The sequence below is a fragment of the Streptomyces sp. NPDC025618 genome (assembly GCF_055558795.1).
This window is the reverse complement of record NZ_JBVHLW010000002.1, coordinates 226,062-250,645: the sequence shown is the minus strand read 5'-3', so window position 1 is coordinate 250,645 and position 24,584 is coordinate 226,062. Positions and strand designations below refer to the sequence as shown.

Annotated in this window: 19 protein-coding genes; 14 read left to right on the top strand and 5 right to left on the bottom strand. The window is 72.2% G+C overall.

Features of this window, described 5'->3' with window-relative positions:
* Positions 1–115: 115 nt before the first annotated feature.
* Complete coding sequence (locus ACZ4A5_RS03355) at positions 116–757, top strand: ComEA family DNA-binding protein (protein WP_467578150.1); 642 nt, start codon at positions 116–118, stop codon at positions 755–757.
* A 455-nt stretch (positions 758–1,212) separates the two neighbouring features.
* Positions 1,213–3,615, top strand: coding sequence for a ComEC/Rec2 family competence protein (locus tag ACZ4A5_RS03350; RefSeq protein ID WP_467578148.1), 2,403 nt, complete (start codon positions 1,213–1,215; stop codon positions 3,613–3,615).
* A gap of 28 nt (positions 3,616–3,643) precedes the next feature.
* On the opposite strand, the gene ACZ4A5_RS03345 is transcribed toward ACZ4A5_RS03350, so the two are convergent.
* On the bottom strand, positions 3,644–3,871 hold the full coding sequence (locus ACZ4A5_RS03345) for a hypothetical protein (RefSeq protein WP_467578146.1): 228 nt from the start codon (positions 3,869–3,871) through the stop codon (positions 3,644–3,646).
* 156 nt (positions 3,872–4,027) lie between these two features.
* Here ACZ4A5_RS03345 and holA point away from each other — a divergent pair, with 156 nt between their 5' ends.
* Complete coding sequence (holA, locus tag ACZ4A5_RS03340; protein ID WP_467577929.1) at positions 4,028–5,014, top strand: DNA polymerase III subunit delta; 987 nt, start codon at positions 4,028–4,030, stop codon at positions 5,012–5,014.
* A 333-nt stretch (positions 5,015–5,347) separates the two neighbouring features.
* Here holA and rpsT read toward each other — a convergent pair whose 3' ends face one another.
* Positions 5,348–5,614, bottom strand: a complete 267-nt coding sequence (gene rpsT / locus ACZ4A5_RS03335; RefSeq protein ID WP_361522860.1) for a 30S ribosomal protein S20 — start codon at positions 5,612–5,614, stop codon at positions 5,348–5,350.
* A gap of 205 nt (positions 5,615–5,819) precedes the next feature.
* On the opposite strand from rpsT, the gene lepA reads away from it, so the two are divergent.
* From lepA to ACZ4A5_RS03315, 4 genes are all read left to right on the top strand, one after another.
* A complete protein-coding gene (lepA, locus tag ACZ4A5_RS03330) occupies positions 5,820–7,685 on the top strand; it encodes a translation elongation factor 4 (protein WP_398868572.1) in 1,866 nt (621 codons plus the stop codon).
* A gap of 240 nt (positions 7,686–7,925) precedes the next feature.
* On the top strand, positions 7,926–9,815 hold the full coding sequence (locus ACZ4A5_RS03325; RefSeq protein ID WP_467577924.1) for an AMP-dependent synthetase/ligase: 1,890 nt from the start codon (positions 7,926–7,928) through the stop codon (positions 9,813–9,815).
* A gap of 109 nt (positions 9,816–9,924) precedes the next feature.
* Positions 9,925–11,157 (top strand): radical SAM family heme chaperone HemW, encoded by a 1,233-nt coding sequence (hemW, locus tag ACZ4A5_RS03320; RefSeq protein WP_467577921.1) that lies wholly within the window; start codon positions 9,925–9,927, stop codon positions 11,155–11,157.
* A 101-nt stretch (positions 11,158–11,258) separates the two neighbouring features.
* Complete coding sequence (locus ACZ4A5_RS03315) at positions 11,259–11,819, top strand: Uma2 family endonuclease (RefSeq protein ID WP_467577918.1); 561 nt, start codon at positions 11,259–11,261, stop codon at positions 11,817–11,819.
* Here ACZ4A5_RS03315 and ACZ4A5_RS03310 read toward each other — a convergent pair.
* Together ACZ4A5_RS03310 and ACZ4A5_RS03305 are read right to left on the bottom strand one after the other, a co-directional pair.
* Entirely contained in the window at positions 11,816–12,643 is an 828-nt protein-coding gene (locus tag ACZ4A5_RS03310; protein ID WP_467577915.1) for a DUF3097 domain-containing protein, read from the bottom strand. The genes ACZ4A5_RS03315 and ACZ4A5_RS03310 overlap by 4 nt on opposite strands.
* 197 nt (positions 12,644–12,840) lie before the next feature.
* Positions 12,841–13,572, bottom strand: a complete 732-nt coding sequence (locus ACZ4A5_RS03305; RefSeq protein WP_467577912.1) for an MBL fold metallo-hydrolase — start codon at positions 13,570–13,572, stop codon at positions 12,841–12,843.
* A 194-nt stretch (positions 13,573–13,766) separates the two neighbouring features.
* On the opposite strand from ACZ4A5_RS03305, the gene hrcA reads away from it, so the two are divergent.
* The 5 genes from hrcA (at position 13,767) to ACZ4A5_RS03280 (ending at position 18,883) form a co-directional block, all read left to right on the top strand.
* Positions 13,767–14,783 (top strand): heat-inducible transcriptional repressor HrcA, encoded by a 1,017-nt coding sequence (gene hrcA / locus ACZ4A5_RS03300; RefSeq protein ID WP_116211761.1) that lies wholly within the window; start codon positions 13,767–13,769, stop codon positions 14,781–14,783.
* On the top strand, positions 14,784–15,923 hold the full coding sequence (dnaJ, locus tag ACZ4A5_RS03295) for a molecular chaperone DnaJ (RefSeq protein WP_361522840.1): 1,140 nt from the start codon (positions 14,784–14,786) through the stop codon (positions 15,921–15,923).
* A gap of 238 nt (positions 15,924–16,161) precedes the next feature.
* Positions 16,162–17,316: a nitronate monooxygenase gene (locus ACZ4A5_RS03290; protein ID WP_467577908.1), complete on the top strand. Its 1,155-nt coding sequence runs from the start codon at positions 16,162–16,164 to the stop codon at positions 17,314–17,316.
* Entirely contained in the window at positions 17,313–18,065 is a 753-nt protein-coding gene (locus ACZ4A5_RS03285; protein ID WP_467577906.1) for a 16S rRNA (uracil(1498)-N(3))-methyltransferase, read from the top strand. Before ACZ4A5_RS03290 ends, ACZ4A5_RS03285 begins: the two co-directional genes overlap by 4 nt.
* A gap of 278 nt (positions 18,066–18,343) precedes the next feature.
* Positions 18,344–18,883: a hypothetical protein gene (locus tag ACZ4A5_RS03280; protein WP_467577904.1), complete on the top strand. Its 540-nt coding sequence runs from the start codon at positions 18,344–18,346 to the stop codon at positions 18,881–18,883.
* A 54-nt stretch (positions 18,884–18,937) separates the two neighbouring features.
* Here the strand turns inward: ACZ4A5_RS03280 and ACZ4A5_RS03275 are convergent, their stop codons facing one another.
* Positions 18,938–19,681, bottom strand: a complete 744-nt coding sequence (locus tag ACZ4A5_RS03275; protein ID WP_467577902.1) for a DUF4232 domain-containing protein — start codon at positions 19,679–19,681, stop codon at positions 18,938–18,940.
* Between the two features lie 368 nt (positions 19,682–20,049).
* On the opposite strand from ACZ4A5_RS03275, the gene ACZ4A5_RS03270 reads away from it, so the two are divergent.
* Positions 20,050–20,421, top strand: a complete 372-nt coding sequence (locus ACZ4A5_RS03270) for a hypothetical protein (protein WP_467577900.1) — start codon at positions 20,050–20,052, stop codon at positions 20,419–20,421.
* Positions 20,418–24,584 carry a DUF6531 domain-containing protein gene (locus ACZ4A5_RS03265; protein ID WP_467577898.1) on the top strand — a complete coding sequence of 1,389 codons (4,167 nt, stop codon included), beginning with the start codon at positions 20,418–20,420 and terminating at the stop codon, positions 24,582–24,584. The genes ACZ4A5_RS03270 and ACZ4A5_RS03265 overlap by 4 nt, the downstream gene beginning before the upstream one ends.

Here is a 24,584-nt window from a genome sequence, read left to right as displayed (position 1 = left end):
GCTGTTCCCGGAACGGCGGACCGGGCGTGGCAGCCCCGATCCGCCCGCCGGGAGCGTGCCCAAAACGCCTCGCGCGCACGGGGGTTGGCGGGCGGCCGTGGTGGACCGGCTCCCGATGTGGGTGCGGCTCCGCTGCGGGATCGAGCCGAAGACACTGGCCGCGCTCGCGGTCGTGCTGGTCGCGGCGTGCGTGTTCGCCGCGTACCACTTCTGGGCGGGCCGCCCGCGGACCGTGCGTCCGCCGGACCGGGAGACACCTGCCGCGGTGGCCGCCGTCCCGACGATGGTGCCTCCGGCCGACCGCGCGAGTCCCCCGAACCGTGGTGGCGGCAGCGTGGTGGTGGACGTGACGGGCAAGGTGCTGCGGCCCGGCATCCAGCGGCTGCCGTCCGGGTCGAGGGTGGTCGACGCGCTCGACGCCGCCGGAGGCGCGCGGCCGGGCACGGACACCACGGGGCTCAACCGGGCCCGGGTGCTCATGGACGGCGAACAGATCGTCGTGGGTGGGCCGCCGGTGCCGGCGGGCGGGCCGGCGCCCGGAGCCTCGGCAGGCGGCAGACCCGCCGGTCCCGTCAGCCTCAACTCCGCGACGGTCGAACAGCTCGACGCCCTGCCGGGCGTGGGCCCCGTCCTCGCCCAGCACATCGTCGACTACCGCACCGAGCACGGCGGTTTCCGCTCCGTGGACGAGCTCCGCCACGTCAACGGCATCGGCGCCCGCCGCTTCACGGACCTCCGCTCTTTGGTCCAGCCGTGACCCCGCCGGACGCTCGCCTGCCCGGCACCGGTCCACTGGATGCCCTCCGGCCTGACGGCAGCCTGCTCGATGCCCGCCCGCCGGGCGCCCTGCGGCCTGACGCCCGCCCACCTGATGCCCATCAGCCCGACGCCCACCGCCCCGACGCCCGTCCACCTGAGGCACAGCCTGACCCATCTCCGCCCGACGACCCGCACTTTGACGACTCCCGCCCCGCCGCCCGCCCACCTGACGCACCTGCGCCCGATGACCCCCACCCCGACGAGCCCCGTCCTGACGGGCCTCTGCCTGACAACTCCCGCCCCGACGGTCCTCCGCTTAATGACCCCTGCCCCGGCAACCCCCCACCCGGCAACCCCCCACCCGGCAACCCCCCACCCGGCAACCCCCCACCCGGCAACCCCCCACCCGGCAACCCCCCACCCGGCAACCCCCCACCCGACCTGCGCCTGGTGATGCCCGCCGTGGCCGCCTGGGTGGCCGCGGCGCTGGCTCTGGTCGCGGACGGCACGACGGTGGCAGCGGTGGCAGCGGTGGGTGCGGCGGTGGCGTGCGTGGTGCTGGTGGCCCTCCGGCGAAAGGGCACGCGTGCGGGGCTTGGCGCGGAGGAGGATCCCGTCGGCCTCCCCTCGCCCGGAGCCGCGGCGAAAGCCACCGTCAGCGCCGTCGCGGCGATGCTGCTCTGTGCCACCGCCGCAGCCACAACGGCCGCTCTGGCCACCGCCGAAGCGCACGCGGGCCCCGTCCCCGCCCTCGCCGCTCACTACGCCGAGGCGACCCTCGACGTCACGGTCACCGACGACCCGCACGCCGCTCACTCCCGTCCCCGGACATCGGAGACCCCCACCGTCGTGGTGGAGGGCGAAGCGACCCGCCTGGTCACCGCGGACCACGAGATGGCCGTCCGTACGCCCGTCCTGCTGATCGCCCACCCGTCCTGGCTCGGACTGCTGCCCTCCACCACGGTCCGGGTCACCGGGCGCCTCGCCCCGCCCGCCCGGCAGGGCGACAAGATCACCGCGGTCGTCCGTGTCAGCGGGCAGGACCCACCCCACGTCGTCGAGCGGCCGAACGCGCTCCAGCGGACGGCCGCCGGGCTCCGGGCGGGCCTGCGTGATGCCACGGACGGGCTGGCGCCGGATGCCCGGGCGCTCCTTCCAGGGCTGGTGGTGGGGGATACGTCACGCATCCCGCCCGACCTCGAAGACGCCTTCCGGGCCACGGATCTGACGCACCTGCTGGCCGTTTCCGGGAGCAACCTCGCGATCCTGATCGCGGTGCTCATCGGCCCGCCGCACCTCGCCACGCGGGCCGAAAGACGCGGCCTGGCCGCCCGGTTGGGGCTGCCGCTGCGGCTCACGGCGGTGCTGGGCGCGGTGCTGGCGCTGGGGTTCGTGGTCGTGTGCCGCCCGGAGCCGAGCGTGCTGCGCGCGGCCGGATGCGGGCTGATCACGCTGCTGGCCATCGGCACGGGCAGGCGCCGCAGCCTGCTGCCCGCGCTCGCGGCCTCCGTGCTGCTGCTCCTGCTCTGGGACCCATGGCTGGCCCTGAGCTACGGCTTCCTGCTGTCGGTCCTGGCCACCGGTGCCCTGCTCACCCTCGCTCCGCGCTGGGGCGACGGGCTGCGGCGGCGTGGGGTCCCGCCCCGCGCCGCGGAGGCCCTGGCCGCGGCCGCGGCGGCGCAGGCCCTGTGCGGGCCGGTGATCGTGGTCATGGCGGCGCGGGTGAGCCTGGTCGCCGTTCCGTGCAATCTCCTGGCGGAGCTGGCCGTCGCTCCCGCGACGGTGCTCGGCTTCGCCGCCCTGGTCGCCGCGCCGTTCGTCCCGCCCCTCGCCGAGGGGCTCGCGTGGCTCGCGGGCTGGCCCGCCTCCTGGGCCGCGGGCGTGGCCCGTACGGGAGCGAGCCTGCCCGGCGCGGAGCTCGGCTGGCCGAGTGGCTGGTCCGGCGGGCTGCTGCTGGCGGTGGTGACCGCGGCCGCCGTGTTCGCCGCCCGCCGGACGCTCCACCGGCCCTGGGTGTGCGCGGCCTGCGCGCTGCTCCTGATCGTCGCGATCGTCCGCCCGGTGCCCCTGACCCGGGTCGTCACCGGCTGGCCGCCGCCCGACTGGAGGTTCGCGGCGTGCGACGTGGGGCAAGGTGACGCGTTGGTCCTGGCAGCGGGGGAGGGCACTGCCCTGGTGGTGGACGCCGGGCCCGAGCCCCGGGCCGTCGACCGCTGCCTGCGTGCCCTGGGCGTGGAGCGCGTGCCGCTCTTGCTGCTCACGCACTTTCACGCGGATCACGTCGACGGCTTGCCCGGCGTGCTGCGTGGCCGGACGGTCGGGGCGATCGAGACGACGACGTTCGCCCAGCCGCCGGGCAGGGCCGCGTTCGTGCGCCGGGAGGCGGAGCGGGCGCGGGTTCCGGTCGTGGAGGCGGCGCCGGGGGAGCGGCGGCACCTGGGAGAGCTGTCCTGGGAGGTGCTCTGGCCGCCACCGCCGGGGGCGTCCGGCGCGGCGGAGGACGGGCCGAACGACGCGAGCGTCACCCTCCTGGTCCGGAGCGCCGGGCTGACCCTGCTGCTGCCCGGCGACCTCGAACCGCCCGCCCAGCAGGCCCTGGCGGCGGCCCGGCCCGACCTGCCCCCGGTGGATGTCCTCAAGGTCGCCCACCACGGCTCGGCCCATCAGGACCCCCAGCTGATACGCGGGCTCCGGCCACGGCTGGCGGTCGTCTCCGTGGGCGCGGGCAACCGCTACGGGCACCCGTCACCCCGCACCGTCCACGCCCTCCAGGCCCAGGGCGCGACGGTGGTGCGCACGGACAGGGACGGGCCGGTGGCGGTGACCGGCGATGCCGCGGCGGTCCTGGCGAAATGAGGAGGAAGCCGGTCCGGGCGCCGCCGCGTCACTCCGATTCGAGCCAGCCGTCGTACTCCTCGGCGAGCTCGCGCAGGGCGTCGGGGGAGAGGGTGCCGCGGGGGTCCTCCAGGACCACGAGCCACTGGGCGTCCTCGGCGTCGTCCTCGCCCGCGAGAGCCTCGCGCACCACCTGCGGCTCCTCGTCCAGGGCGAAGCGCTGGGCCGCCTCGTCCGCCGCCTCGTCGGCGGCGTCGCGGTCGGGGAGCACCAGCAGGTGCCGTACGGGGCCGGCCGCGTCGAAGGTGGGCGACGGGGAGGAGGCCGGAGAAGACGGAAAGGAAGGGGGAACGCTGCTCACCCGATCATTGTGCGGTATGCCCCTCCGGCCATGCGGGCGGGAGTGTCACCGGTGCGTGGGATGCTGGACGCGATGGCCAGGAAGACTGCAACCGACGACATGCTCGCCCCCGTCACGCTCGCCGTGGGCCAGGAGGATCTCCTCCTGGACCGCGCCGTGCGCGAGGTGGTGACCGCCGCCCGTGCCGCCGACGCGGACACCGACGTCCGGGATCTCACCTCGGACCAGCTCCAGCCGGGCACGCTGGCGGAGCTGACCAGCCCGTCGCTGTTCGCCGAGCGCAAGGTCGTGATCGTGCGCAACGCGCAGGACCTCTCGGCCGACTCGGTGAAGGACGTGAAGAGCTATATCGGGTCGCCCGCCGAGGAGATCACTCTCGTCCTGCTGCACGCGGGCGGTGCCAAGGGCAAGGGCCTGCTGGACGCGGCCCGCAAGGCCGGGGCCCGGGAGGTCGCCTGCCCGAAGATGACCAAGCCGGCCGACCGCCTGGCGTTCGTGCGCTCGGAGTTCCGGGCGACGGGCCGCTCCGCGACCCCGGAGGCGTGCCAGGCCCTGGTGGACGCGATCGGCAGCGATCTGCGCGAGCTGGCCAGTGCCTGCGCCCAGCTCGTCGCCGACATCGAGGGCACGATCGACGAGGCCGTCGTGGCGCGCTATTACACCGGCCGCGCCGAGGCGTCCAGCTTCACCGTCGCCGACCGGGCCGTGGAGGGCCGGGCGGCCGAGGCCCTGGAGGCGTTGCGCTGGGCGATGTCCACCGGCGTCGCCCCCGTGCTGATCACCAGCGCCCTCGCGCAGGGCGTCCGGGCGATCGGCAAGCTCGCCTCCGCGCCGCGGGGCGCCCGCCCGGGTGACCTGGCCCGGGAGCTGGGCATGCCGCCGTGGAAGATCGACCGCGTGCGCCAGCAGATGCGGGGCTGGTCGGCGGACGGCGTCGCCGTCGCGCTCCGGGCCGTCGCCGCGGCGGACGCGGGTGTGAAGGGCGGCGGGGATGACCCGGAGTATGCCCTGGAGAAGGCCGTCGTCGCCGTGGCCCGCGCGGCCCGCAGCCGCGGCTGAGCCGCTTCGATCACCGGAGGGCCGAACGACCGGCCTTCCGATCACCGGGGGACGGGAGACCGGCCTTCCGGCACACCACCGCGCGCCCGAAGGGCCCCGCCGCCACGATCGGCGCAAACGGCCTGCGGAATTCTGCCACGGGCAAGCCGAAGGCCCCGTACCCGCCCGGGGAAGGGCTGGGCACGGGGCCTTCGGATCGTTCAGCGAGCCGTGAGGCTCATGCCGCACCCGCGTGGCGAACGACCGAGTGCGGCGAAGGGTGCCGGGACGGAGCGGTAGAGAGGGTCCGCTGGGTCCGTACCGACGGGTCGGGGCTCAGGCCCCGGAAAGGCTTCAGGCCTTGATGGCCGCGGCCTGCTTGGCCAGCGCCGACTTCTTGTTGGCAGCGGCGTTCTTGTGCAGAACACCCTTGCTGACGGCCTTGTCCAGCTTCTTGCCGGCCAGGGCGACGGCGGCGGTGGCCTTGGCGGCGTCGCCGGCGGCGATCGCCTCGCGGGCCGCGCGGACAACGGTCTTGACCGAGGACTTGACGGCCTTGTTACGCAGGCGCGCCTTCTCGTTGGTCTTGTTCCGCTTGATCTGGGACTTGATGTTCGCCACGAAAGAGCCTTTTCAGGTTCGTTGGATTTCGATGTTGCGCACTCGCACGTGAGAGGGCACGAGGCACAGTGGACCAGGCTACCAGCAGGCGCTCCGGGCTCCCAAACCGGACCGTACCCGCCGCTCATGGGACGATGGAGGGGTCGTATACCCGACTCCCGCCGAGACTGGCGTTCAAGCGCCGAAGTCACCGAATGGATCCTGCGTGCCCGCGACCCCTACCAACGTGCCCGAGCCGAGCCGTACCGACCCGGCTCTGATCCGTAACTTCTGCATCATCGCGCACATCGACCACGGCAAGTCGACGCTCGCCGACCGGATGCTTCAGCTGACCGGCGTGGTCGACCAGCGGCAGATGCGCGCGCAGTACCTCGACCGGATGGACATCGAGCGCGAGCGCGGCATCACGATCAAGTCGCAGGCGGTCCGGCTGCCCTGGGCCCCCACCGAGGACAAGGGCAACACCCACATCCTCAACATGATCGACACCCCTGGTCACGTCGACTTCACCTATGAGGTCTCGCGCTCCCTCGCCGCGTGCGAGGGCTGCATCCTCCTCGTGGACGCGGCCCAGGGCATCGAGGCGCAGACCCTCGCCAACCTCTATCTGGCGATGGAGAACGACCTCACGATCATCCCGGTCCTCAACAAGATCGACCTGCCGGCCGCCCAGCCCGAGAAGTTCGCCGCCGAGCTGGCGCACCTCATCGGCTGCGACCCCTCCGACGTGCTCAAGGTCTCCGCGAAGACCGGCGTCGGCGTGGACGCGCTGCTCGACAAGGTCATCGCCGAGGTCCCGGCCCCGGTCGGCGTCAAGGACGCCCCCGCCCGCGCGATGATCTTCGACTCGGTCTATGACTCCTACCGCGGCGTGGTCACCTACGTCAGGGTCGTGGACGGCGAGCTGAAGAAGCGCGAGCGCATCAAGATGATGTCGACCGGCGCCACCCACGAGCTGCTGGAGATCGGCGTCTCCTCGCCCGAGATGACCCCCTCCGACGGCCTGGGCGTCGGCGAGGTGGGCTACATCATCACCGGTGTGAAGGACGTCCGGCAGTCCAAGGTCGGTGACACGATCACCTCGTTCGCCAATGGCGCCACGGAGCCCCTGGGTGGCTACAAGGACCCCAAGCCGATGGTGTTCTCGGGCCTTTATCCGCTGGACGGCTCGGACTACCCCGAGCTGCGCGAGGCCCTGGACAAGCTCCAGCTCAACGACGCCGCGCTGGTCTACGAGCCGGAGACCTCGGCCGCCCTCGGCTTCGGCTTCCGCGTCGGCTTCCTCGGCCTGCTCCACCTGGACGTGATCCGCGAGCGGCTCGAGCGCGAGTTCGGCCTGGACCTCATCGCGACCGCCCCCAACGTGGTCTACCGCGTCAACATGGAGGACGGCACCGAGCACATCGTCACCAACCCGAGCGAGTTCCCCGAGGGGAAGATCGCCGAGGTGCACGAGCCGGTCGTCAAGTCCACCATCCTCGCGCCGAACGAGTTCGTCGGCGCGATCATGGAGCTCTGCCAGTCCCGCCGCGGCTCGCTGCTGGGCATGGACTACCTCTCCGAGGACCGCGTCGAGCTGCGCTACACCCTGCCCCTCGCGGAGATCGTCTTCGACTTCTTCGACCAGCTGAAGTCCAAGACCCGCGGCTACGCCTCGCTGGACTACGAGCCCACCGGCGAGCAGCAGGCCAGCCTGGTCAAGGTCGACATCCTGCTGCACGGCGACAAGGTCGACGCGTTCTCCGCGATCACGCACAAGGACAAGGCGTACGCGTACGGCGTGCGGCTCGTCGCCAAGCTGCGCGAGCTCATCCCGCGGCAGAACTTCGAGGTGCCGATCCAGGCCGCCATCGGCTCGCGGGTCATCGCCCGTGAGACGGTGCGCGCGATCCGCAAGGACGTCCTCGCCAAGTGCTACGGCGGCGACATCTCCCGTAAGCGCAAGCTGCTGGAGAAGCAGAAGGAAGGCAAGAAGCGGATGAAGATGGTCGGCAGCGTGGAGGTGCCCCAGGAGGCATTCATCGCGGTGCTGTCCTCGGACTCCGACGGCGGCGAAAAGGGCAAGAAGTAGCACGCCGGACCAAGTCCGGCAGGCCGTGAGCGCCCGTCCCCCGCGTGGGGGCGGGCGCTTCGCGTTCCCCGGAAGGCGCAGCTCGAACCGGGTGCGGGCGCCGTCCGGACGTTCGGCCGGTCACAGCTTCGACAAGCCGTCCACAGCCCCTTACGCAAGGGCCGAACGGGCTCTAGTCTGATCACTGCTTGGAAGGTTACTCGCGAGTCACCAGCAACGAATCGGGCCCCGGAGGACGCCGTGACCGAGACACAGGCTTTGATCGAGAACCGTCCGCCCTCCGTGGCGACGATCCTCGTCGAACGCGTAGAGGCGACCCCCGACGCCGAGGCGTACCGCTATCCGGTGCCCTCGCCCTCCGGCAGCCGCCCCGACGTCTGGGCCTCGCTCACCTGGCGGGAGGCCGCCGACCGCGTCTTCGCCATCGCCGCCGGCCTGATCGACCTCGGCGTGCGCCCCGAGGAGCGGGTGGCGCTCGCCGCCTCCACCCGGGTGGAGTGGATCCTCGCGGACCTCGGGGTGCTCTGTTCCGGCGCCGCCACCACCACGGTCTACCCCAGCACCAACGCCGAGGAGACGGCCTTCATCCTGGCCGACTCCGAGAGCCGGGTGCTGATCGCCGAGGACGCCGCCCAGCTCGCCAAGGTCCGCGAGCACCGCGCCGACCTGCCCGGACTCGTCCACGTCGTGGTGATCGACGCCGAGGACGCCGCCCCCGCCGAGGACGACCCGGAGGGCTTCGTCCTCACCCTCGCCGAGCTGGAGCGGCGCGGCGCCGCCCACCTGAAGGCCGGCCCCGACGCCGTGCGGGACCGGATCAAGGCCCTGCGGGCCGACCAGCTCGCGACCCTGATCTACACCTCCGGCACCACCGGCCGCCCCAAGGGCGTACGCCTGCTCCACGACTCCTGGGCCTACATGGCGCGCGCCATCCAGGCGTCCGGCCTGGTGCGCGCCGACGACGTGCAGTATCTGTGGCTGCCGCTCGCGCACGTCTTCGGCAAGGTGCTCACCGTCAGCCACATCAGCACCGGGCACGTCACCGCCGTGGACGGGCGCGTGGACCGCATAGTGGAGAACCTCGCGGTCGTCCGGCCCACCTACATGGCCGCCGTGCCGCGCATCTTCGAGAAGGTCTACAACGGCGTCGCGGCCAAGGCGCGCGAGGGCGGCGGAGCCAAGTACAAGATCTTCCACTGGGCCGCCGAGGTCTCCCGCGAGTACGCCAAGACCGCCCAGGACAACTACCGCCGCACCGGCAGCAGAACGGTCCCCTTCGGGCTCGCCGCCCGGCACAAGGTCGCCGACGCGCTCGTCTACACCAAGATCCGCGAGGCGTTCGGCGGGCGGCTGCGCGCGTGCGTCTCCGGCGCCTCCGCGCTCGCCCCGGACATCGGCTATTTCTTCTCCGGCGCGGGCGTCCACATCCTGGAGGGCTACGGCCTCACGGAGACCAGCGCCGCCAGCTTCGTCAACCCCGGCGAGTCCTACCGCACCGGCACCGTCGGCAAGCCGCTGCCCGGCACCGAGGTCCGGATCGCCGACGACGGCGAGGTCCTGCTGCGCGGCCCCGGCGTCATGGCCGGCTACCACGGGCTGCCCGAGAAGACCACGGAGGTCCTGGAGTCCGACGGCTGGTTCCACACCGGCGACATCGGCGAGCTGTCCCCGGACGGCTATCTGCGCATCACCGACCGCAAGAAGGACCTGATCAAGACGTCGGGCGGGAAGTACGTCGCGCCCGCCGAGGTCGAGGGCCAGTTCAAGGCCGTCTGCCCCTTCGTCTCGAACATCCTGGTGCACGGCGCCGACCGCAACTTCTGCACCGCGCTCATCGCCCTCGACGAGCCCACCCTCATGGTGTGGGCCGCCGAGCACGGCCTCGGCGGCAAGCCGTACGCCGAGGTGGTCGCCGCCAAGGAGACCGAGGAGCTCATCGACGGCTATGTGCGGCGGCTCAACGAGGGCCTCCAGCGCTGGCAGACGATCAAGAAGTTCCGGCTGCTGCCGCGCGACCTCGACGTCGAGCACGGCGAGCTCACCCCGAGCCTCAAGCTCAAGCGGCCCGTCGTGGAGCGGCAGTACAAGGACCTCATCGAGGAGATGTACGCGGGCGCCCGCGAGGCCTGAGGCCGAGGCGTGGATCATCGGCCTGCCGGCCGGGACGTACCCGGGCGCCCGCGAGGCCCGGGCCGGGCGGAGGTGAGGAGTCCGGCGGCCGATGCCGGACAATGGACCCATGCCTTCCGTACTGCCTGACGGCGAACCCATGCCCGAGGACGGGGCGCTGCCCCACCACGCCCTGGAGGGCGCCGGGCGGCGGCCGCTCGGCTTCTATCTGCACGTGCCGTACTGCGCGACGCGCTGCGGGTACTGCGACTTCAACACCTACACCGCGAGCGAGCTGCGCGGCTCCGGCGGGGCCCTGGCCTCCCGGGAGAACTACGCCGAGACGCTCGCCCACGAGGTCCGCCTCGCGCGGAAGGTGCTCGGCGACGACCCGCGCCCGGTGGAGACCGTCTTCGTCGGCGGCGGCACGCCCACGCTGCTGCCCGCCGCCGACCTCGTACGGATGCTGGGCGCGATCCGCGACGAGTTCGGGCTCGCGGAGGGCGCGGAGATCACCACCGAGGCCAACCCGGAGTCCGTCGACCCCCGCTATCTCGCGGAGCTCCGCGAGGGCGGCTTCAACCGGATCTCCTTCGGCATGCAGAGCGCCCGGCAGCACGTGCTGAAGATCCTCGACCGCACGCACACCCCGGGCCGCCCGGAGGCATGCGTCGCGGAGGCGCGGGCCGCCGGGTTCGAGCACGTCAACCTCGACCTGATCTACGGCACACCGGGGGAGTCCGACGACGACTGGCGCGCCTCCCTCGACGCCGCGATCGGCGCGGGCCCCGACCACGTCTCGGCGTACGCGCTGATCGTCGAGGAGGGCACCCAGCTGGCCCGCCGGATCCGGCGCGGCGAGGTCCCCATGACGGACGACGACGTCCACGCCGACCGCTATCTGATCGCCGAGGACCGGCTCACGGCCGCGGGCTTCAGCTGGTACGAGGTCTCCAACTGGGCCACCAGCGAGGCCGGGCGCTGCCGCCACAACGAGCTCTACTGGCGCGGCGCGGACTGGTGGGGCGCGGGCCCCGGCGCACACTCCCATGTGGGGGGCGTGCGGTGGTGGAACGTCAAGCACCCGGGCGCCTACGCGCAGGCCCTCACCGAGGGCCGCTCCCCGGGCGCGGGCCGCGAGGTCCTGCCGGACGAGGACCGGCGCGTGGAACGCATCCTGCTGGAACTGCGCCTGATCGACGGCTGCCCGCTGTCCCTGCTGGCCCCGGCCGGCGCGGAGGCCGCGAAGCGGGCTCTGGAGGACGGCCTGCTGCAGGCGGAGCCGTACGAGCAGGGACGCGCGGTCCTGACGCTGCGGGGGCGACTGCTGGCGGACGCGGTGGTGCGGGATCTGGTGGACTGATCACCTGTTCGGGTGAACTGACGAGCATGGGCCGCACGCCCGCCTACGCTGTCCATAGGCTGCCGCTAAATGTCACGCGGCGCATGTGGAGGACCACGGAGATGACCGCTGTGGATGACCGGATGAAGATTGCGACCTTCGAGAACCTTGAGGTTCCCGAGGGCTGGCGGGTCGAGCTGTTGCGGGGGGAAATTGTGATGATGGCAGGGCCCGACTGGGTCCACAACATAAACATTCTGCTCATCGAACGGCAGATCCCCCTGGAACGCTGGTATCCACTCCAGACGCAGGACATCGCCATCCCCGGCGAGGCAAGCGAACCGCAGCCGGATCTTGTCGTGCACGAGCACGGAGCATTCAAAGGCCCCGGGCGGCTCCTCCCCGCACCGGCAGTCACTTTGGTCGTGGAGATGGTTGCGAAGACCAGCGTCCACCGCGACTATGTGATCAAGTCCTCGATTTACGCGGCCGGGCGGGTGCCCGCGTACTTGATCGTGGATCCGATCAAGTCCAACTGTGTCCTCCTCACCGGCCCCATGGGCGTCGGCGAGGAAGCGAGTTACCGGACGCGGAACACGTACAAGTTCGGGGAATCGTTGCCCATTGAGGCGCTCGACCTGACCTTGGACACTTCCATGCTGCACAGCTTTCCCAGCGCCTAATCGACCACCGTCACAAAGTCGATCAGCTCCTCGACCCTCCCGAGGAGCTCCGGCTCCAGGTCCTTGTACGAGCGCACACTCGACAGAATCCGCTGCCAAGCCGCCCCCGTATTCACCGGCCACCCCAGCGCCCGGCACACCCCCGACTTCCAGTCCTCCCCTCGCGGCACCCGAGGCCACCCCTCAATACCCACCGACGCCGGCTTCACCGCCTCCCACACGTCGATGTACGGATGGCCCACCACCAGGACGTTCTCGTCCGTGACGGACGCCGCGATGCGGGACTCCTTCGAGCCGGGCACCAAGTGGTCGACCAGGACGCCCAGCCGCGCGTCCGGGCCGGGGGCGAAGGAGCGCACGATGGCGGGGAGGTCGTCGATGCCCTCCAGGTACTCCACCACCACGCCCTCGATCCGCAGGTCGTCGCCCCACACCCGCTCCACGAGCTCCGCGTCGTGGCGGCCCTCGACGTAGATACGCCCCGCGCGGGCCACCCGCGCCCGCGCTCCGGGGACGGCGAGCGAGCCGGAGGCCGTACGGGCCGGGCCCTGCGGCGCGTTCGCGGCCGCCGGGCGCACGAGCGTCACCACGCGCCCCTCCAGCAGGAACCCGCGCGGCTCCATCGGGAAGACGCGGTGCTTGCCGAACCGGTCCTCCAGGGTGACCGTGAGCCCCTGCGCGGTCTTCTCACAGCGGATCACCGCCCCGCAGAACCCGGTGGTGACCTCCTCGACCACGAGATCCGGCTCGGCAGCCACCTCGGGTGCGGGCTGCTGACGCTTCCACGGAGGGGTGAGATCGGGACCGTATTCTCTGCTGCGCATGGCGACCATTCTGCGAGAGCGGCAAGCGTCCCCGGCCGGGGGTCCGGGGGTCCTCCCCCGGGAGAACGCAGCCTCTGCTGCGCATGTGCGCCATTGTGGATCAAGATCCGGACGTCGCGGCACACCTCACCCCCCACCTCACCCCTCACCTCACCCCTCACCTCACCCCTCACCTCACCCCCCACCTCACCCCCGCCTCACGACACGCCGAACCGCGCCGCCAACGCGTCACGTTGTTCCCGTACGAACGCAGCGTCCACCACGGCACCGTGCCCCGGTACGTACAGCGCGTCCGCGCCCCCCAGCGCCAGCAGCCGGTCCAGCGCGGCCGGCCACTGCCGGGGGAGCGCGTCCGGGCCCGCCTGCGGATCGCCCGACTCCTCGACCAGGTCACCGCAGAAGACGATCTCCGGCGCCCCGTCCGCCCCCGCCACCAGCACCGCCAGGTCGTGCGCCGTGTGGCCGGGACCCACGTTGGCCAGCAGCGCCTGCCGCCCGTCGCCGAGGTCGAGCGTGAGCTCGCCGGAGACCGGGTGGCGGGGCCGTACGAGCAGGTCCGCGGCCTCCGCGGCGGCCGTCGGGTCGGCGCCGTGCCGCACGGCGTCCCGCGCCAGCTCCTCGCGCTCGCGGAGGAGGACGTCGGCGAGCCCCACCGCGCCGTACACCTCCACCCCGGCGAACGCCGCCGTGCCGAAGACATGGTCGAAGTGGGGGTGCGTCAGAGCGATGTGTGTCACGTCACGGCCGATGAGCTCCCGCACCTCCCGCCGGACCTCCGCGCCCTCGCGTACCGTCGCCCCGGTGTCGACGAGCAGGACGGCCGCCGGGCCCGCGATCACCCCGATCGTGGCGTCCCACACGGGCATTCTGCGGCGCGCGACCCCTGGCGCGAGCCGCTCCCAACGGGCTGTCCCCTCATGGCTCTCCATACCCGGACGCTAGCCGGAGCGCGGTACGGTTGCCCGCCCGACGGGCGTGCGGCGGCGGTGTGTGCGGGCGCACGGCGGGACCGCTCTTGCCCTCGCCGCGGTGCACGGCCGTACACTGGCTGAAGGGATCTGGCACTCGTGACCATGGAGTGCCAGGGAAGGACCCCGTAAGACGGCTGGACTGGAGGTGCGCGGTGCTGAGCGAACGCAGGCTCGAGGTGTTGCGCGCCATCGTCCAGGACTATGTGGGCACCGAGGAGCCCGTCGGCTCCAAGGCCCTCACCGAGCGGCACCGCCTCGGCGTGTCCCCGGCGACCGTGCGCAACGACATGGCCGCGCTGGAGGACGAGGGCTTCATCGCCCAGCCGCACACGAGCGCCGGCCGCATCCCGACCGACAAGGGTTACCGCCTCTTCGTCGACAAGCTCGCGGGCGTCAAGCCCCTGTCGACGCCGGAGCGGCGCGCCATCCACAATTTCCTCGACGGCGCCGTCGACCTCGACGACGTCGTGGGCCGCACGGTGCGGCTGCTCGCGCAGCTGACCCGGCAGGTCGCGGTGGTGCAGTATCCCTCGCTGACCCGCTCGACCGTGCGACACGTGGAGCTGCTCTCGCTGGCCCCCGCACGGGTGATGCTGGTGCTGATCACGGACACCGGCCGGGTCGAGCAGCGCATGGTCGACTGCCCGGCGCCGATCGGCGAGACCTCGCTGGCGGATCTCCGCGCGCGGCTCAACAGCCGGGTCGTGGGCCGCCGGTTCGCGGATGTGCCGCAGCTCGTGCAGGACCTCACCGAGTCCTTCGAGCAGGAGGACCGAGGAACCGTTTCGACGGTCCTCGCGACCCTGCTGGAGACCCTGGTCGAGGAGACCGAGGAGCGGCTGATGATCGGCGGCACCGCCAATCTCACCCGCTTCGGGCATGACTTCCCGCTGACGATCCGGCCGGTGCTGGAGGCGTTGGAGGAGCAGGTGGTGCTGCTCAAGCTGCTCGGCGAGGCCAAGGACTCGGGCATGACGGTGCGCATCGGTCATGAGAATGCTCACGAGGGCCTGAACTCCACATCCGTCGTCGCCGTCGGCTACGGTTCGGGCGACGAGGCAGTCGCCAAACTCGGCGTGGTCGGACCGACCCGCATGGACTACCCCGGAACGATGGGAGCGGTACGCGCAGTGGCACGTTACGTCGGACAGATCCTGGCGGAGTCGTAAGTGGCCACGGACTACTACGCGGTCCTGGGCGTACGGCGCGATGCCTCGCAGGACGAGATCAAGAAGGCATTCCGCCGCCTCGCCCGTGAGCTGCACCCGGATGTGAACCCGGACCCGAAGACGCAGGAGCGGTTCAAGGAGATCAACGCCGCTTACGAGGTGCTCTCGGACCCGCAGAAGAAGCAGGTCTACGACCTCGGCGGCGACCCGCTCTCCGCGAACGGCGGCGGCGGGGGTGGCGCCGGCGGCTTCGGCGCGGGCTTCGGCAATTTCTCCGACATCATGGACGCCTTCTTCGGCCAGGCGTCGCAGCGCGGCCCGCGCTCGCGCACCCGCCGTGGCCAGGACGCCATGATCCGGCTCGAAGTCAGCCTCAGCGAGGCCGCGTTCGGCACGACCAAGGAGATCCAGGTCGACACCGCCGTCGTCTGCACCACGTGCAGCGGCGAGGGCGCGGCCCCCGGCACCTCCGCGCAGACCTGTGACATGTGCCGCGGCCGCGGTGAGGTCTCGCAGGTCACCCGGTCCTTCCTCGGCCAGGTCATGACATCGCGGCCCTGCCCGCAGTGCCAGGGCTTCGGCACCGTGGTGCCGACCCCGTGCCCGGAGTGCGCCGGTGACGGCCGCGTCCGGTCGCGCCGCACCCTGACGGTCAAGATCCCGGCCGGTGTCGACAACGGCACCCGCATCCAGCTGGCGGGCGAGGGCGAGGTCGGCCCCGGCGGCGGCCCCGCCGGCGATCTCTATGTGGAGATCCACGAGACCGCGCACCCGACCTTCCAGCGGCGCGGCGATGACCTGCACTGCACGGTCACCATCCCGATGACGGCCGCGGCCCTCGGCACGAAGGTGCCGCTGGAGACCCTGGACGGCGTCGAGGAGATCGACATCCGCCCGGGCACGCAGTCCGGCCAGTCGATCCCGCTGCACCAGCGCGGTGTCACGCACCTGCGGGGCGGCGGCCGTGGCGACCTCGTGGTCCACGTCGAGGTGATCACGCCCAACAAGCTCGACCCCCAGCAGGAGGACCTCCTCCGCCAGCTGGCGAAGCTGCGCGGCGAGGAGCGCCCCATGGGCGAGTTCAAGCCGGGGCAGCAGGGGTTGTTCTCGCGGTTGAAGGACGCGTTCAACGGGCGGTAGGCGCTGGGCCGGGGGTCCGGGGGTTGGTCCCCCGGGCGGGCACGGTAAGCCGGGGCAGCAGGGGCTGTTTTCGCGGTTGAAGGACGCGTTCAACGGGCGGTAGGCCGCGTGAAGTACGTACCGACGGATGGGCTGGAGCGATCCAGCCCATCCGGCGTTCGCGGGCACCCCGCAGTCGGGAACCACCGTCGTCCACAGCCCACCCGCCGGTGCCACCCGCGTGTGACACGATGTGGTCATGGCCATCGACACCCGGGGTGACGCCGTGCTGACGGACCTGCTCCGGCACCCCATCGTGCAAGCCCCCATGGCCGGCGGCGCCTCCGGCCCGCCGCTCGCCGCCGCCGTCTGCGAGGCCGGTGGCCTCGGATCGCTGGCAGCGGGCTACAAGACCCCGGCCGCGATGTACGAGGAGATCAAGCAGCTCCGCGCCTGCACGGCCGCGCCCTTCGGCGTGAACCTGTTCATGCCGCAGCCCCCCGCCGCCGACCCGGCCGCCGTCGAGGTGTACGCCGAGCAGCTCGCGGGCGAGGTCACCTGGTACGAGACGCCGCTCGGCGACTGGTGCCAGGGCGGCGACGACGCGTACGAGGCGAAGCTCGCGATCCTCCTCGACGACCCCGTCCCGCTGGTCTCCTTCACCTTCGGCTGCCCGTCCGCCGCCGCGCTGGAAGCGCTGGCCAAGGCCGGTACGGTCACCGTCGTCACCGTCACCTCCGCCGCCGAGGCGCGGGCCGCCGAGCTGGCGGGCGCGCACGCGGTGTGCGTCCAGGGCATCGAGGCGGGCGGCCACCAGGGCACCCACCGCGACGACCCGCACCTGGACGGCGCGGGCGCCGGCGTCGGCCTGCTGGCGCTGCTGGCCGAGGTCCGCGAGGCCGTCCGCATTCCCATGATCGCCGCGGGTGGCCTGATGCGCGGCGCCCAGATAGCCGCCGTGCTCGCCGCCGGCGCCAGTGCCGCGCAGCTCGGCACCGCGTTCCTGGTGTGCCCCGAGTCGGGCGCGCAGGCCGTCCACAAGCGGGCCCTGACCGACCCGCTGTTCGTCGGCACCGAGCTCACGCGCGCCTTCTCCGGCCGCCCGGCCCGGGGCCTGGTGAACCGTTTCATCCGCGAGCACGGCCCGTACGCGCCCGCCGCCTATCCGCAGGTGCACTACCTGACGGCGGGGCTGCGCAGGGCGGCCGCTGCGGCGGGCGACCCGCAGGGCATGAACCTGTGGGCCGGCCAGGGCCACCGGCTGGCCCGCGAGCTGCCGGCCGCGCGGCTGGTCGAGGTGCTCGCCGCCGAACTGGCCGTGGCGCGGGCCGCGTTGGCGGACGGCACGTCGGCGGGCGACGGGAGCGCGGGGGCAAGACCGGGGGGAAGTGAAATGCGAGGGAGCGAGTCATGACAGCGCCGGTCTTCCTGGTCGAGGAGGACGCCCTCACGGGCGTCTTTCCCGGTACGGTCTTCCCGCTCGGCGGCCCCGAGGGGCGGCACGCCGTCTCCGTGCGGCGGCTGCGCGTGGGCGAGGAGATCGTGCTGACGGACGGCGCGGGCACGGGCGCGTTCGGCACCGTGGCCGCCGTCGAGGGCAAGGACCGCCTCGACGTCGCCGTCACCTCGGTCCGCTCCGAACCCCTGCCGGAGCCGCACATCACCGTCGTGCAGGCCCTGCCGAAGGGCGACCGCGGCGAGCTCGCCGTCGAGACCATGACCGAGACGGGCGTGGACGCGGTCGTCCCCTGGGCGGCGTCGCGCTGCATCACGCAGTGGAAGGGCGAGCGGGGCGCGAAGGCCCTCAGCAAGTGGCGTGCCACCGCCCGCGAGGCGGGCAAGCAGTCGCGCCGCCTCCGCTTCCCGCCGGTGTCCGAGCTCCTGACGACCAAGCAGGTCTGCACGCTGCTGGCGGACGCGGCGTTCGCGGCGATCCTCCACGAGGAGGGCCACAGCGCCCCGCTCGCCACGGCCGAACTCCCCCTCACGGGCAACATCGTCCTCGTGGTGGGCCCCGAGGGCGGCGTCTCCCCCGAAGAACTCGCCGCCTTCGCGGAGGCGGGCGCGAAGCCGTACCGCTTGGGCCCGAGCGTCCTGCGCACGTCGACGGCGGGCACGGCGGCGACGGCACTGCTGCTGGGGCGGACGGGGCGTTGGTCGTAAGGCGGCCCGGCGAGGGCGACGGCAGAGCCGACTGGCCGTGCGGCCGTGGAGGACTTCGTCAGGTTCGGTGAGGCGTAGGGCACCCCACCCGGCGGGCAGGTCGGAAGTCGGCTGTCCGTCAAGGGATTTCCACCGTCAGGGCAAGCGGCTCCCATGAGCGGGTAAGAAAAGCCGCTGGTCACCACATGTTCACCTCGCGGCTCTACCCGCATAGATCTCTTGAGTGGTGTCATGCCCACAACAGCCCGGATCGGCCGGGCCTCATTGTGGAGCCCCCCATGCGCTCTTCGTACGGACTCGCCGCCGCCTCGGCCTCCCTGGCGCTCGCCGCCTCCGGCCTGCTCGTCGGTGCCGCCCATGCCACCCCGCACGCCGCGGGCCTCGCCTCCTCGTGCAGCCAGTCGAGGCTGCCGCTGCCCGACCCGGCCTGTCAGCCCGGCGCGTACAACCCGGACGTCACGCAGGACACGATCGGCTCGACGATATGCGTGCCGGGCTGGACGAAGACCGTGCGCCCGCCCGTCTCGTACACCACGCCGCTGAAGATCAAGCAGATCGGCGAGTACGGCTACAGCGACACCAGCACCGCGGACTACGAGGAGGACCACCTCGTCCCCCTCGAACTCGGCGGCGCCCCGAAGGACCCCAAGAACCTCTGGCCCGAGCCGCGTTACGGCGATGAGCCCGCTCAGAGCAAGGACACCGTCGAGAACCGGCTCAAGACCGCCGTCTGCGGTGGCAAGGTCACCCTCGACGCGGCGCGCAGCGCGATCGCCCAGGACTGGACCACCGCTCTGTCGAACCTCGGCCTCAACTGACAGCTGTGCAGGCGGGCGGCCGTGGACGCGGCCGGCTGTGCAGGCGGGGCGGCGTCAGTGGCCGTCCACGCCGTCACCGGGAACGGCGGCCTGTAGCGAGGTGTGCCAGTTGGTGACGACCGGCCTGTCGACGGTGATGCCGCCGGTCGTCAGGCCGACCGGCCCGGTCGGGTCGCCCTCGCCCACCGAGACCGTGATGCTGTGCAGTTCCTTGCCGCCCGCGGAGTTGGTGGTCTTGGGGTTCATCCCGGCGTACGCGGTGACGCCGCCGCTCAGCCTCACCTCTTCGGTGACGGCCTGTTCGGCGGGCCCCGCCTCGGTGCCGTCGGAGCCGAAGGCCACCACGGGGTGCACGCCCGGGAGCGTGCAGGTGATGCCCGGCTTGGCCTTCACCGAGATGAGGATGTAGCCGCCGGCCTGCGTCTCGGACCTGGCGCTCCAGGACAGGTCGTTGGTGCCGCAAGCCTGACCGTAGCCGCTCTTGCCGCCGCCGCCCCCGCCGGTGGACGCCTTGCCGCCGGTGCCGCCCTTGCCACCGGTCGAACTCCCGCTGTGCGCAACCGCCGAGTGGGCGGGGGACGCGGAGACCTTGGCGCTGCCTCCCGCGCCGCCGTCCGCCTCCCGTCCGCCCTGGTCCGCGGAGCCCGACGTGCTGGGTGAGGACGGAGCGGCGGCACCGGCCGAGGGCGAAGCGGCGGCATCGGCCTTGCCTCCGCCCCCGCCGCAGGCGCTCAGCGACAGGACGCCGGCCAGCGCCGTGGCGGCCAGGGCGGTCGTGCGGAGGGGGTTCTTGCGCATGGGTGTTCCCGTCTTGGTGGTGTGAGTGGTTCGGCCGGACACGGTGCGAAGCGCACGCCGCTGTCGACGGGAACGAGCTTCGCGGCGGGCCGGCCGAACCCGCAACGGGCTGCGGGAAAGACGGGACGCCGGAATGGTCAAACGGCATTTGACCTGCGGAAATGACGTCCCCATGGAACGGTCTCCTGGATCGCGCGGACGGGCCGGGAGCGTATGGCGCCGCGAATCGGCCTCGCGGCCGTGCCATCCGCCTGCGGTGCGGACCCAGCCGCGCCCCACCGGATCAATGCGAATCAACGTGCGATTATGTGACGCTGAGCGAGCGTCATCCCTCGGCCGATGGCGCGTACCGGTGGGGGAGGCAAGCGATGGGTGCGAGCCCGAGCGGCGACGACAAGGTCCTGGACATCAAGACGGCGGACCTGAAGTCGGCGGCACCGGTCTTCCACGAGCAGAGCAAGCACCTGAGCGAGGCGCTCACCACGCTCGTCAAGACGCTCGACGGGCTCGGCAAACCGTGGGGCGAGGACGACGCGGGCAAGCAGTTCGAGGACTTCTACAGCCCCCAGCAGAAGCTGATCGAGAGCGCCACCGGCACCCTCGTCCTCGGCCTGGTCAGCATCCACGAAGCGCTCACCGACATGTCGGACGGCCACGTCGACAACGACGAGCTGATCGCCGGGATGTTCACCAAGAAGGGCGTCGCCGCCGGTGACGAGCACGGCAAGGGGAGCAAGTGAGCGTCGCCGACGAGGCCAGGCACGTCCTCGAGAAGCTGGGCCTGAAGTGGCCCGACGGCGACCCGGGCAAGCTGCGCGAGGCCGCCGACGCCTGGCGGGCCTTCGCCGACAGCGTCGACAAGGTCCGTACGCCCGTCGACAACGCGGCCCAGGCGCTCATCCACAACAACAAGGGTGAGTCGATCGACGCCTTCGAGACCTTCTGGTCCCGCTACGCGGGCAAGGGGGACAAGGGCTGGCTGAACGACATCCCCAAGGCCGCCCGCGAGCTGGCCAAGAATCTGGACAAGCTGGCCCACGCCATCGACGACGCCGTCGACAAGCTGTGGACCAAGATCGGCATCGAGGCCGGTGTCATCCTGGCGGGCGTCGGCCTGGCCTGGCTCACCGTCGGCCTCTCGACGGCCGCGTCGGCGGCCGCCGCCACGGCGGTCATCGAGCTCGGCACCGCCGTCGGCGTCACCATCTCCACCGTGGTCGCCGAGGTCGCCGCGACCACGCTCGTCATGGCCGCCTTCGCGGGCGTCGAGTCCGTCACCGTCGACCTGGCCGTCGCCCAGCCCATGAAGATCAGCGCCGGGCTGCAGCAGGGCCTGAGCCTGGACGAGGTCAACGCCGCCGCCAAGGACGGCATGCTCTACGGCGGCCTGTTCGGCGGTTACGGCAGCCTGGCACGCAACAGTGTCGAGGTCGGCGGCATGCGGAACCTGCTGCTTAGGGGCGCCCGCCCCGACCTGGTCGAGCTGCCCGCCGCCGCCCGGCCCACGGAAAGCCTCAAGTGCGTCCGGGACCCGATCGACGTCGCGACCGGCGCGATGCTGCTGCCACAGACGGACGTCACCCTGCCCGGCGCGCTCCCGCTGGTCGTCGAGCGCACCCATCTGTCGACGTACCGCGCGGGCGGCTGGTTCGGCCCGACCTGGGCCTCCACGCTCGACGAGCGGGTCCAGCTCGACGCCGAGGGCGTGGTCTACGCCGCCGCCGACGGCATGCGCCTGGTCTACCCCGTGCCGGTGCCCGGCGAGCCGGTCCTGCCCGTCAAGGGCCCGCGCTGGCCGCTGACCTGGGACGGCATACCCGACGGCGTCATGACCGTCACCGACCCGGCCACCGGTGTCGTACGGACCTTCGGCGGGCTCACCCCCACCGACGTCCCCGGCGCCGTCCAGCTGCCACTGACCGAGGTGTCCGACCGCAACGGCGCGCGAATCGGCATCGAACGCACCGCGACCGGCGTCCCGACCGCCCTCCGGCACTCCGGCGGCTACTACCTCGCCGTCGACACCGAGGGCACGCGCGTCACCGCCCTGCGCCTGCTGGACGAGGCCCCCTCGCCGTACGACCCGATGGGCGCGCCCGGCCGGGGCACGGATCTGGTCCGCTACGGCTACGACGACGCGGGAAACCTCACCGAGGTCATCAACTCCAGTGGCAATCCACTGCGGTTCACCTACGACGCCGAGGGCAGGCTCACCGCCTGGACCGACCGCAACGGCATGTCGTACGGCTATCACTACGACGCGCGCAGCCGGGTCGTGCGCACCGAGGGCACCGACGGCTTCCTCTCCGGCAGCCTCGTCTACGACGACGAGAACCGCGTCACGACCGTCACCGACTCGCTCGGCCGGCGGAGCACCTACCGCCACAACGCCGACGCCCGCGTGGTCGAGGAGACCGACCCGCTCGGCCACACGACCCGCACGGAGTGGGAGCCGAGGGGCGAGCAGCCCCTCGCCGTCACCGACCCGCTGGGCCGTACGACGCGCTACGCGTACGACGAGGCCGGGAACCTCACCCGTGTCACCCTCCCCGACGGCACCACGGGCACGGCGGCCCACAATGACCGCTGCCTGCCGACCGAGGTCACCGAGCCCGGCGGCGGGGTGTGGCGCCACGCGTACGACGAGCGTGGCAACCTCCTCGCCACGACGGACCCGGGCGGCGCGGAAACCCGTTACGGCTACGACGAGTCGGGCCACCTGGCGTCGGTCACCGACGCCCTCGGCCACACCCGCCGCGTCACCTGCGACGCGGCCGGGCTGCCGGTCGCCGTCACCGACCCCCTCGGCCACACCACCACCGTCACGCGCGACCGCTTCGGCCGCGTCATAGAGGCGACGGATCCGCTGGGGCACACGACCCGCACGACGTGGACGCCGGAGGGCAAGCCGAGCCGGCGCGAGTACGCGGACGGCACGCACGAGTCGTGGGCGTGGGACGGCGAGGGCAACCTCCTCAGCCACACCGACCAGGCGGGCAACACGACCCGCCACACGGTCGGCCACTTCGACCTCCCGGCCTCCCGTACGGACCCCGACGGCACGACGTACGCCTTCGCCTACGACACCGAGCTGCGGCTCACGGGCGTGACGAATCCACAGGGCCTGACCTGGTCGTACGCCTACGACGAGGCGGGCCGCCTGGCGTCGGAGACGGACTTCAACGGCCGCACGCTGAGCTATGAACACGACGCGGCGGGTGGGCTGACGGCCCGCACGAACGGCGCGGGCGAGACGCTCCACTTCGTGCGGGACGCGCTGGGGCGGGTGGTGGAGCAGGGCGCGGCGACGCTCTCCTACGACGCGGCGGGCGGCCTGGTGCGGGCGGTCAACCCCGACGCGGAGGTCGTCCTCGAACGCGACGCGCTCGGCCGCGTGCTGTCCGAGACGGTCAACGGCCGTACGGCGTCGTACGCGTACGACGCCGTGGGCCGCCGCACCCGGCGCGTCACCCCGTCCGGCGTCACGTCGAAGTGGACGTACGACCCGGCGGGCCGGCCCGTGGAACTGCGCGGCGACGGCGGCACGCTCACCTTCGCCTACGACGCGGCCGGCCGGGAGACGGAACGGCGCCTGGGCGACGCCGCCGTGCTCACGCAGGAGTGGGACCGGGCCGACCGCCTCACGTCCCAGATCGTCACGGGCCCGGCCGCCCGCATCCTCCAGCACCGCACGTACGCGTACCGCGAGGACGGCTACCTCACGGAGATCCGCGAACTCACGTCGGGCACGCGCCGTTTCGACCTGGACCGCACGGGCCGCGTCACCGCCGTGAACGCCCACGGCTGGAAGGAGACGTACGCCTACGACGCCGCCGGCAACCTCACCTACGCCAAGGCCCCGGCCCACGAGGCGCCGGGCGCGCGCGACGTCGAGGGCACGATCGTCCGCCGCGCGGGCCGCACGACGTACGAACACGACGCGCAGGGCCGCCTGGTCCGCCGGTGCCGCAAGCTCCTCAGCGGCCGGACGCGCACCTGGACCTTCGAGTGGGACGCGGAGGACCGCCTCACGGCGGCGGTGACACCGGAGGGGGAGCGGTGGGAGTACGCGTACGACGCGCTGGGCCGCCGAATATCGAAGCGGTGCGGGCTGGACGAGACGCTGTTCTCGTGGGACGGCACGAGACTGTCGGAACAGACCGCTCCTGACGACGCGATCACGACATGGGACTACGCCCCGGGCACGCACCGCCCTCTGACCCAGACGACGCACGTTCGCCACGCGCCATCCGGCTCGTCGATCGCGCATTTCGCGGAGCCGGCGCCGACGTTCCACGCGATCGTCACAGACGCGGTGGGAACACCGACGGAATTGGTGACGCCGTCGGGGGAGCTGGCGTGGCAGCGGCGGACGTCTCTTTGGGGGACGAGCTTGCCGGCGCCGCGGTCCGGCGTGGACTGCCCGCTTCGCTTTCCGGGGCAGTATCACGACGCGGAAACGGGGCTGCATTACAACTACTTCCGGTATTACGACCCGGAGGGGGCGCGGTACATAGCCCCTGACCCTCTCGGCCTGGACCCCTCGCCTAATCACTATGCTTATGCGAGCAATCCAACGCAGCAGATCGATCCACTCGGCCTTAAATGCCTGGATCTCTCTGAGGCTACCCCGCACAGTGGTCGTTTCCCGAAGTTCGCCAAGCCGAACGAGGTTCTCGTTCGCCGAAAGGAGGACGGGAGTGTGACCGCCTATGCGGAGTACGGTGCAGATGGCCTTCCGGTGAAGCGCGTAGATGTGGATCCGGACTCCAAGCCGCATGGAGGCGTACCGGCTCCGCATGTTCTTGAAACGGAAAGGCATGTAAACCCGAAGACCGGGGAAGAGTTCGTTACCTGGAAGAAGATGCCGAGGCCGGCACGGCCGGACGAGTTGCCTAAGTAG

Coding starts and splice junctions, on each gene's coding strand:
- ACZ4A5_RS03355 (WP_467578150.1), top strand. CDS start 116: ATGTGGGTGCGGCTCCGCTGCGGGATCGAGCCGAAGACACTGGCCGCG.
- ACZ4A5_RS03350 (WP_467578148.1), top strand. CDS start 1,213: ATGCCCGCCGTGGCCGCCTGGGTGGCCGCGGCGCTGGCTCTGGTCGCG.
- holA (WP_467577929.1), top strand. CDS start 4,028: ATGGCCAGGAAGACTGCAACCGACGACATGCTCGCCCCCGTCACGCTC.
- hemW (WP_467577921.1), top strand. CDS start 9,925: ATGCCTTCCGTACTGCCTGACGGCGAACCCATGCCCGAGGACGGGGCG.
- ACZ4A5_RS03315 (WP_467577918.1), top strand. CDS start 11,259: ATGACCGCTGTGGATGACCGGATGAAGATTGCGACCTTCGAGAACCTT.
- ACZ4A5_RS03310 (WP_467577915.1), bottom strand. CDS start 12,643: ATGCGCAGCAGAGAATACGGTCCCGATCTCACCCCTCCGTGGAAGCGT.
- ACZ4A5_RS03305 (WP_467577912.1), bottom strand. CDS start 13,572: ATGGAGAGCCATGAGGGGACAGCCCGTTGGGAGCGGCTCGCGCCAGGG.
- ACZ4A5_RS03290 (WP_467577908.1), top strand. CDS start 16,162: ATGGCCATCGACACCCGGGGTGACGCCGTGCTGACGGACCTGCTCCGG.
- ACZ4A5_RS03285 (WP_467577906.1), top strand. CDS start 17,313: ATGACAGCGCCGGTCTTCCTGGTCGAGGAGGACGCCCTCACGGGCGTC.
- ACZ4A5_RS03280 (WP_467577904.1), top strand. CDS start 18,344: ATGCGCTCTTCGTACGGACTCGCCGCCGCCTCGGCCTCCCTGGCGCTC.
- ACZ4A5_RS03275 (WP_467577902.1), bottom strand. CDS start 19,681: ATGCGCAAGAACCCCCTCCGCACGACCGCCCTGGCCGCCACGGCGCTG.
- ACZ4A5_RS03270 (WP_467577900.1), top strand. CDS start 20,050: ATGGGTGCGAGCCCGAGCGGCGACGACAAGGTCCTGGACATCAAGACG.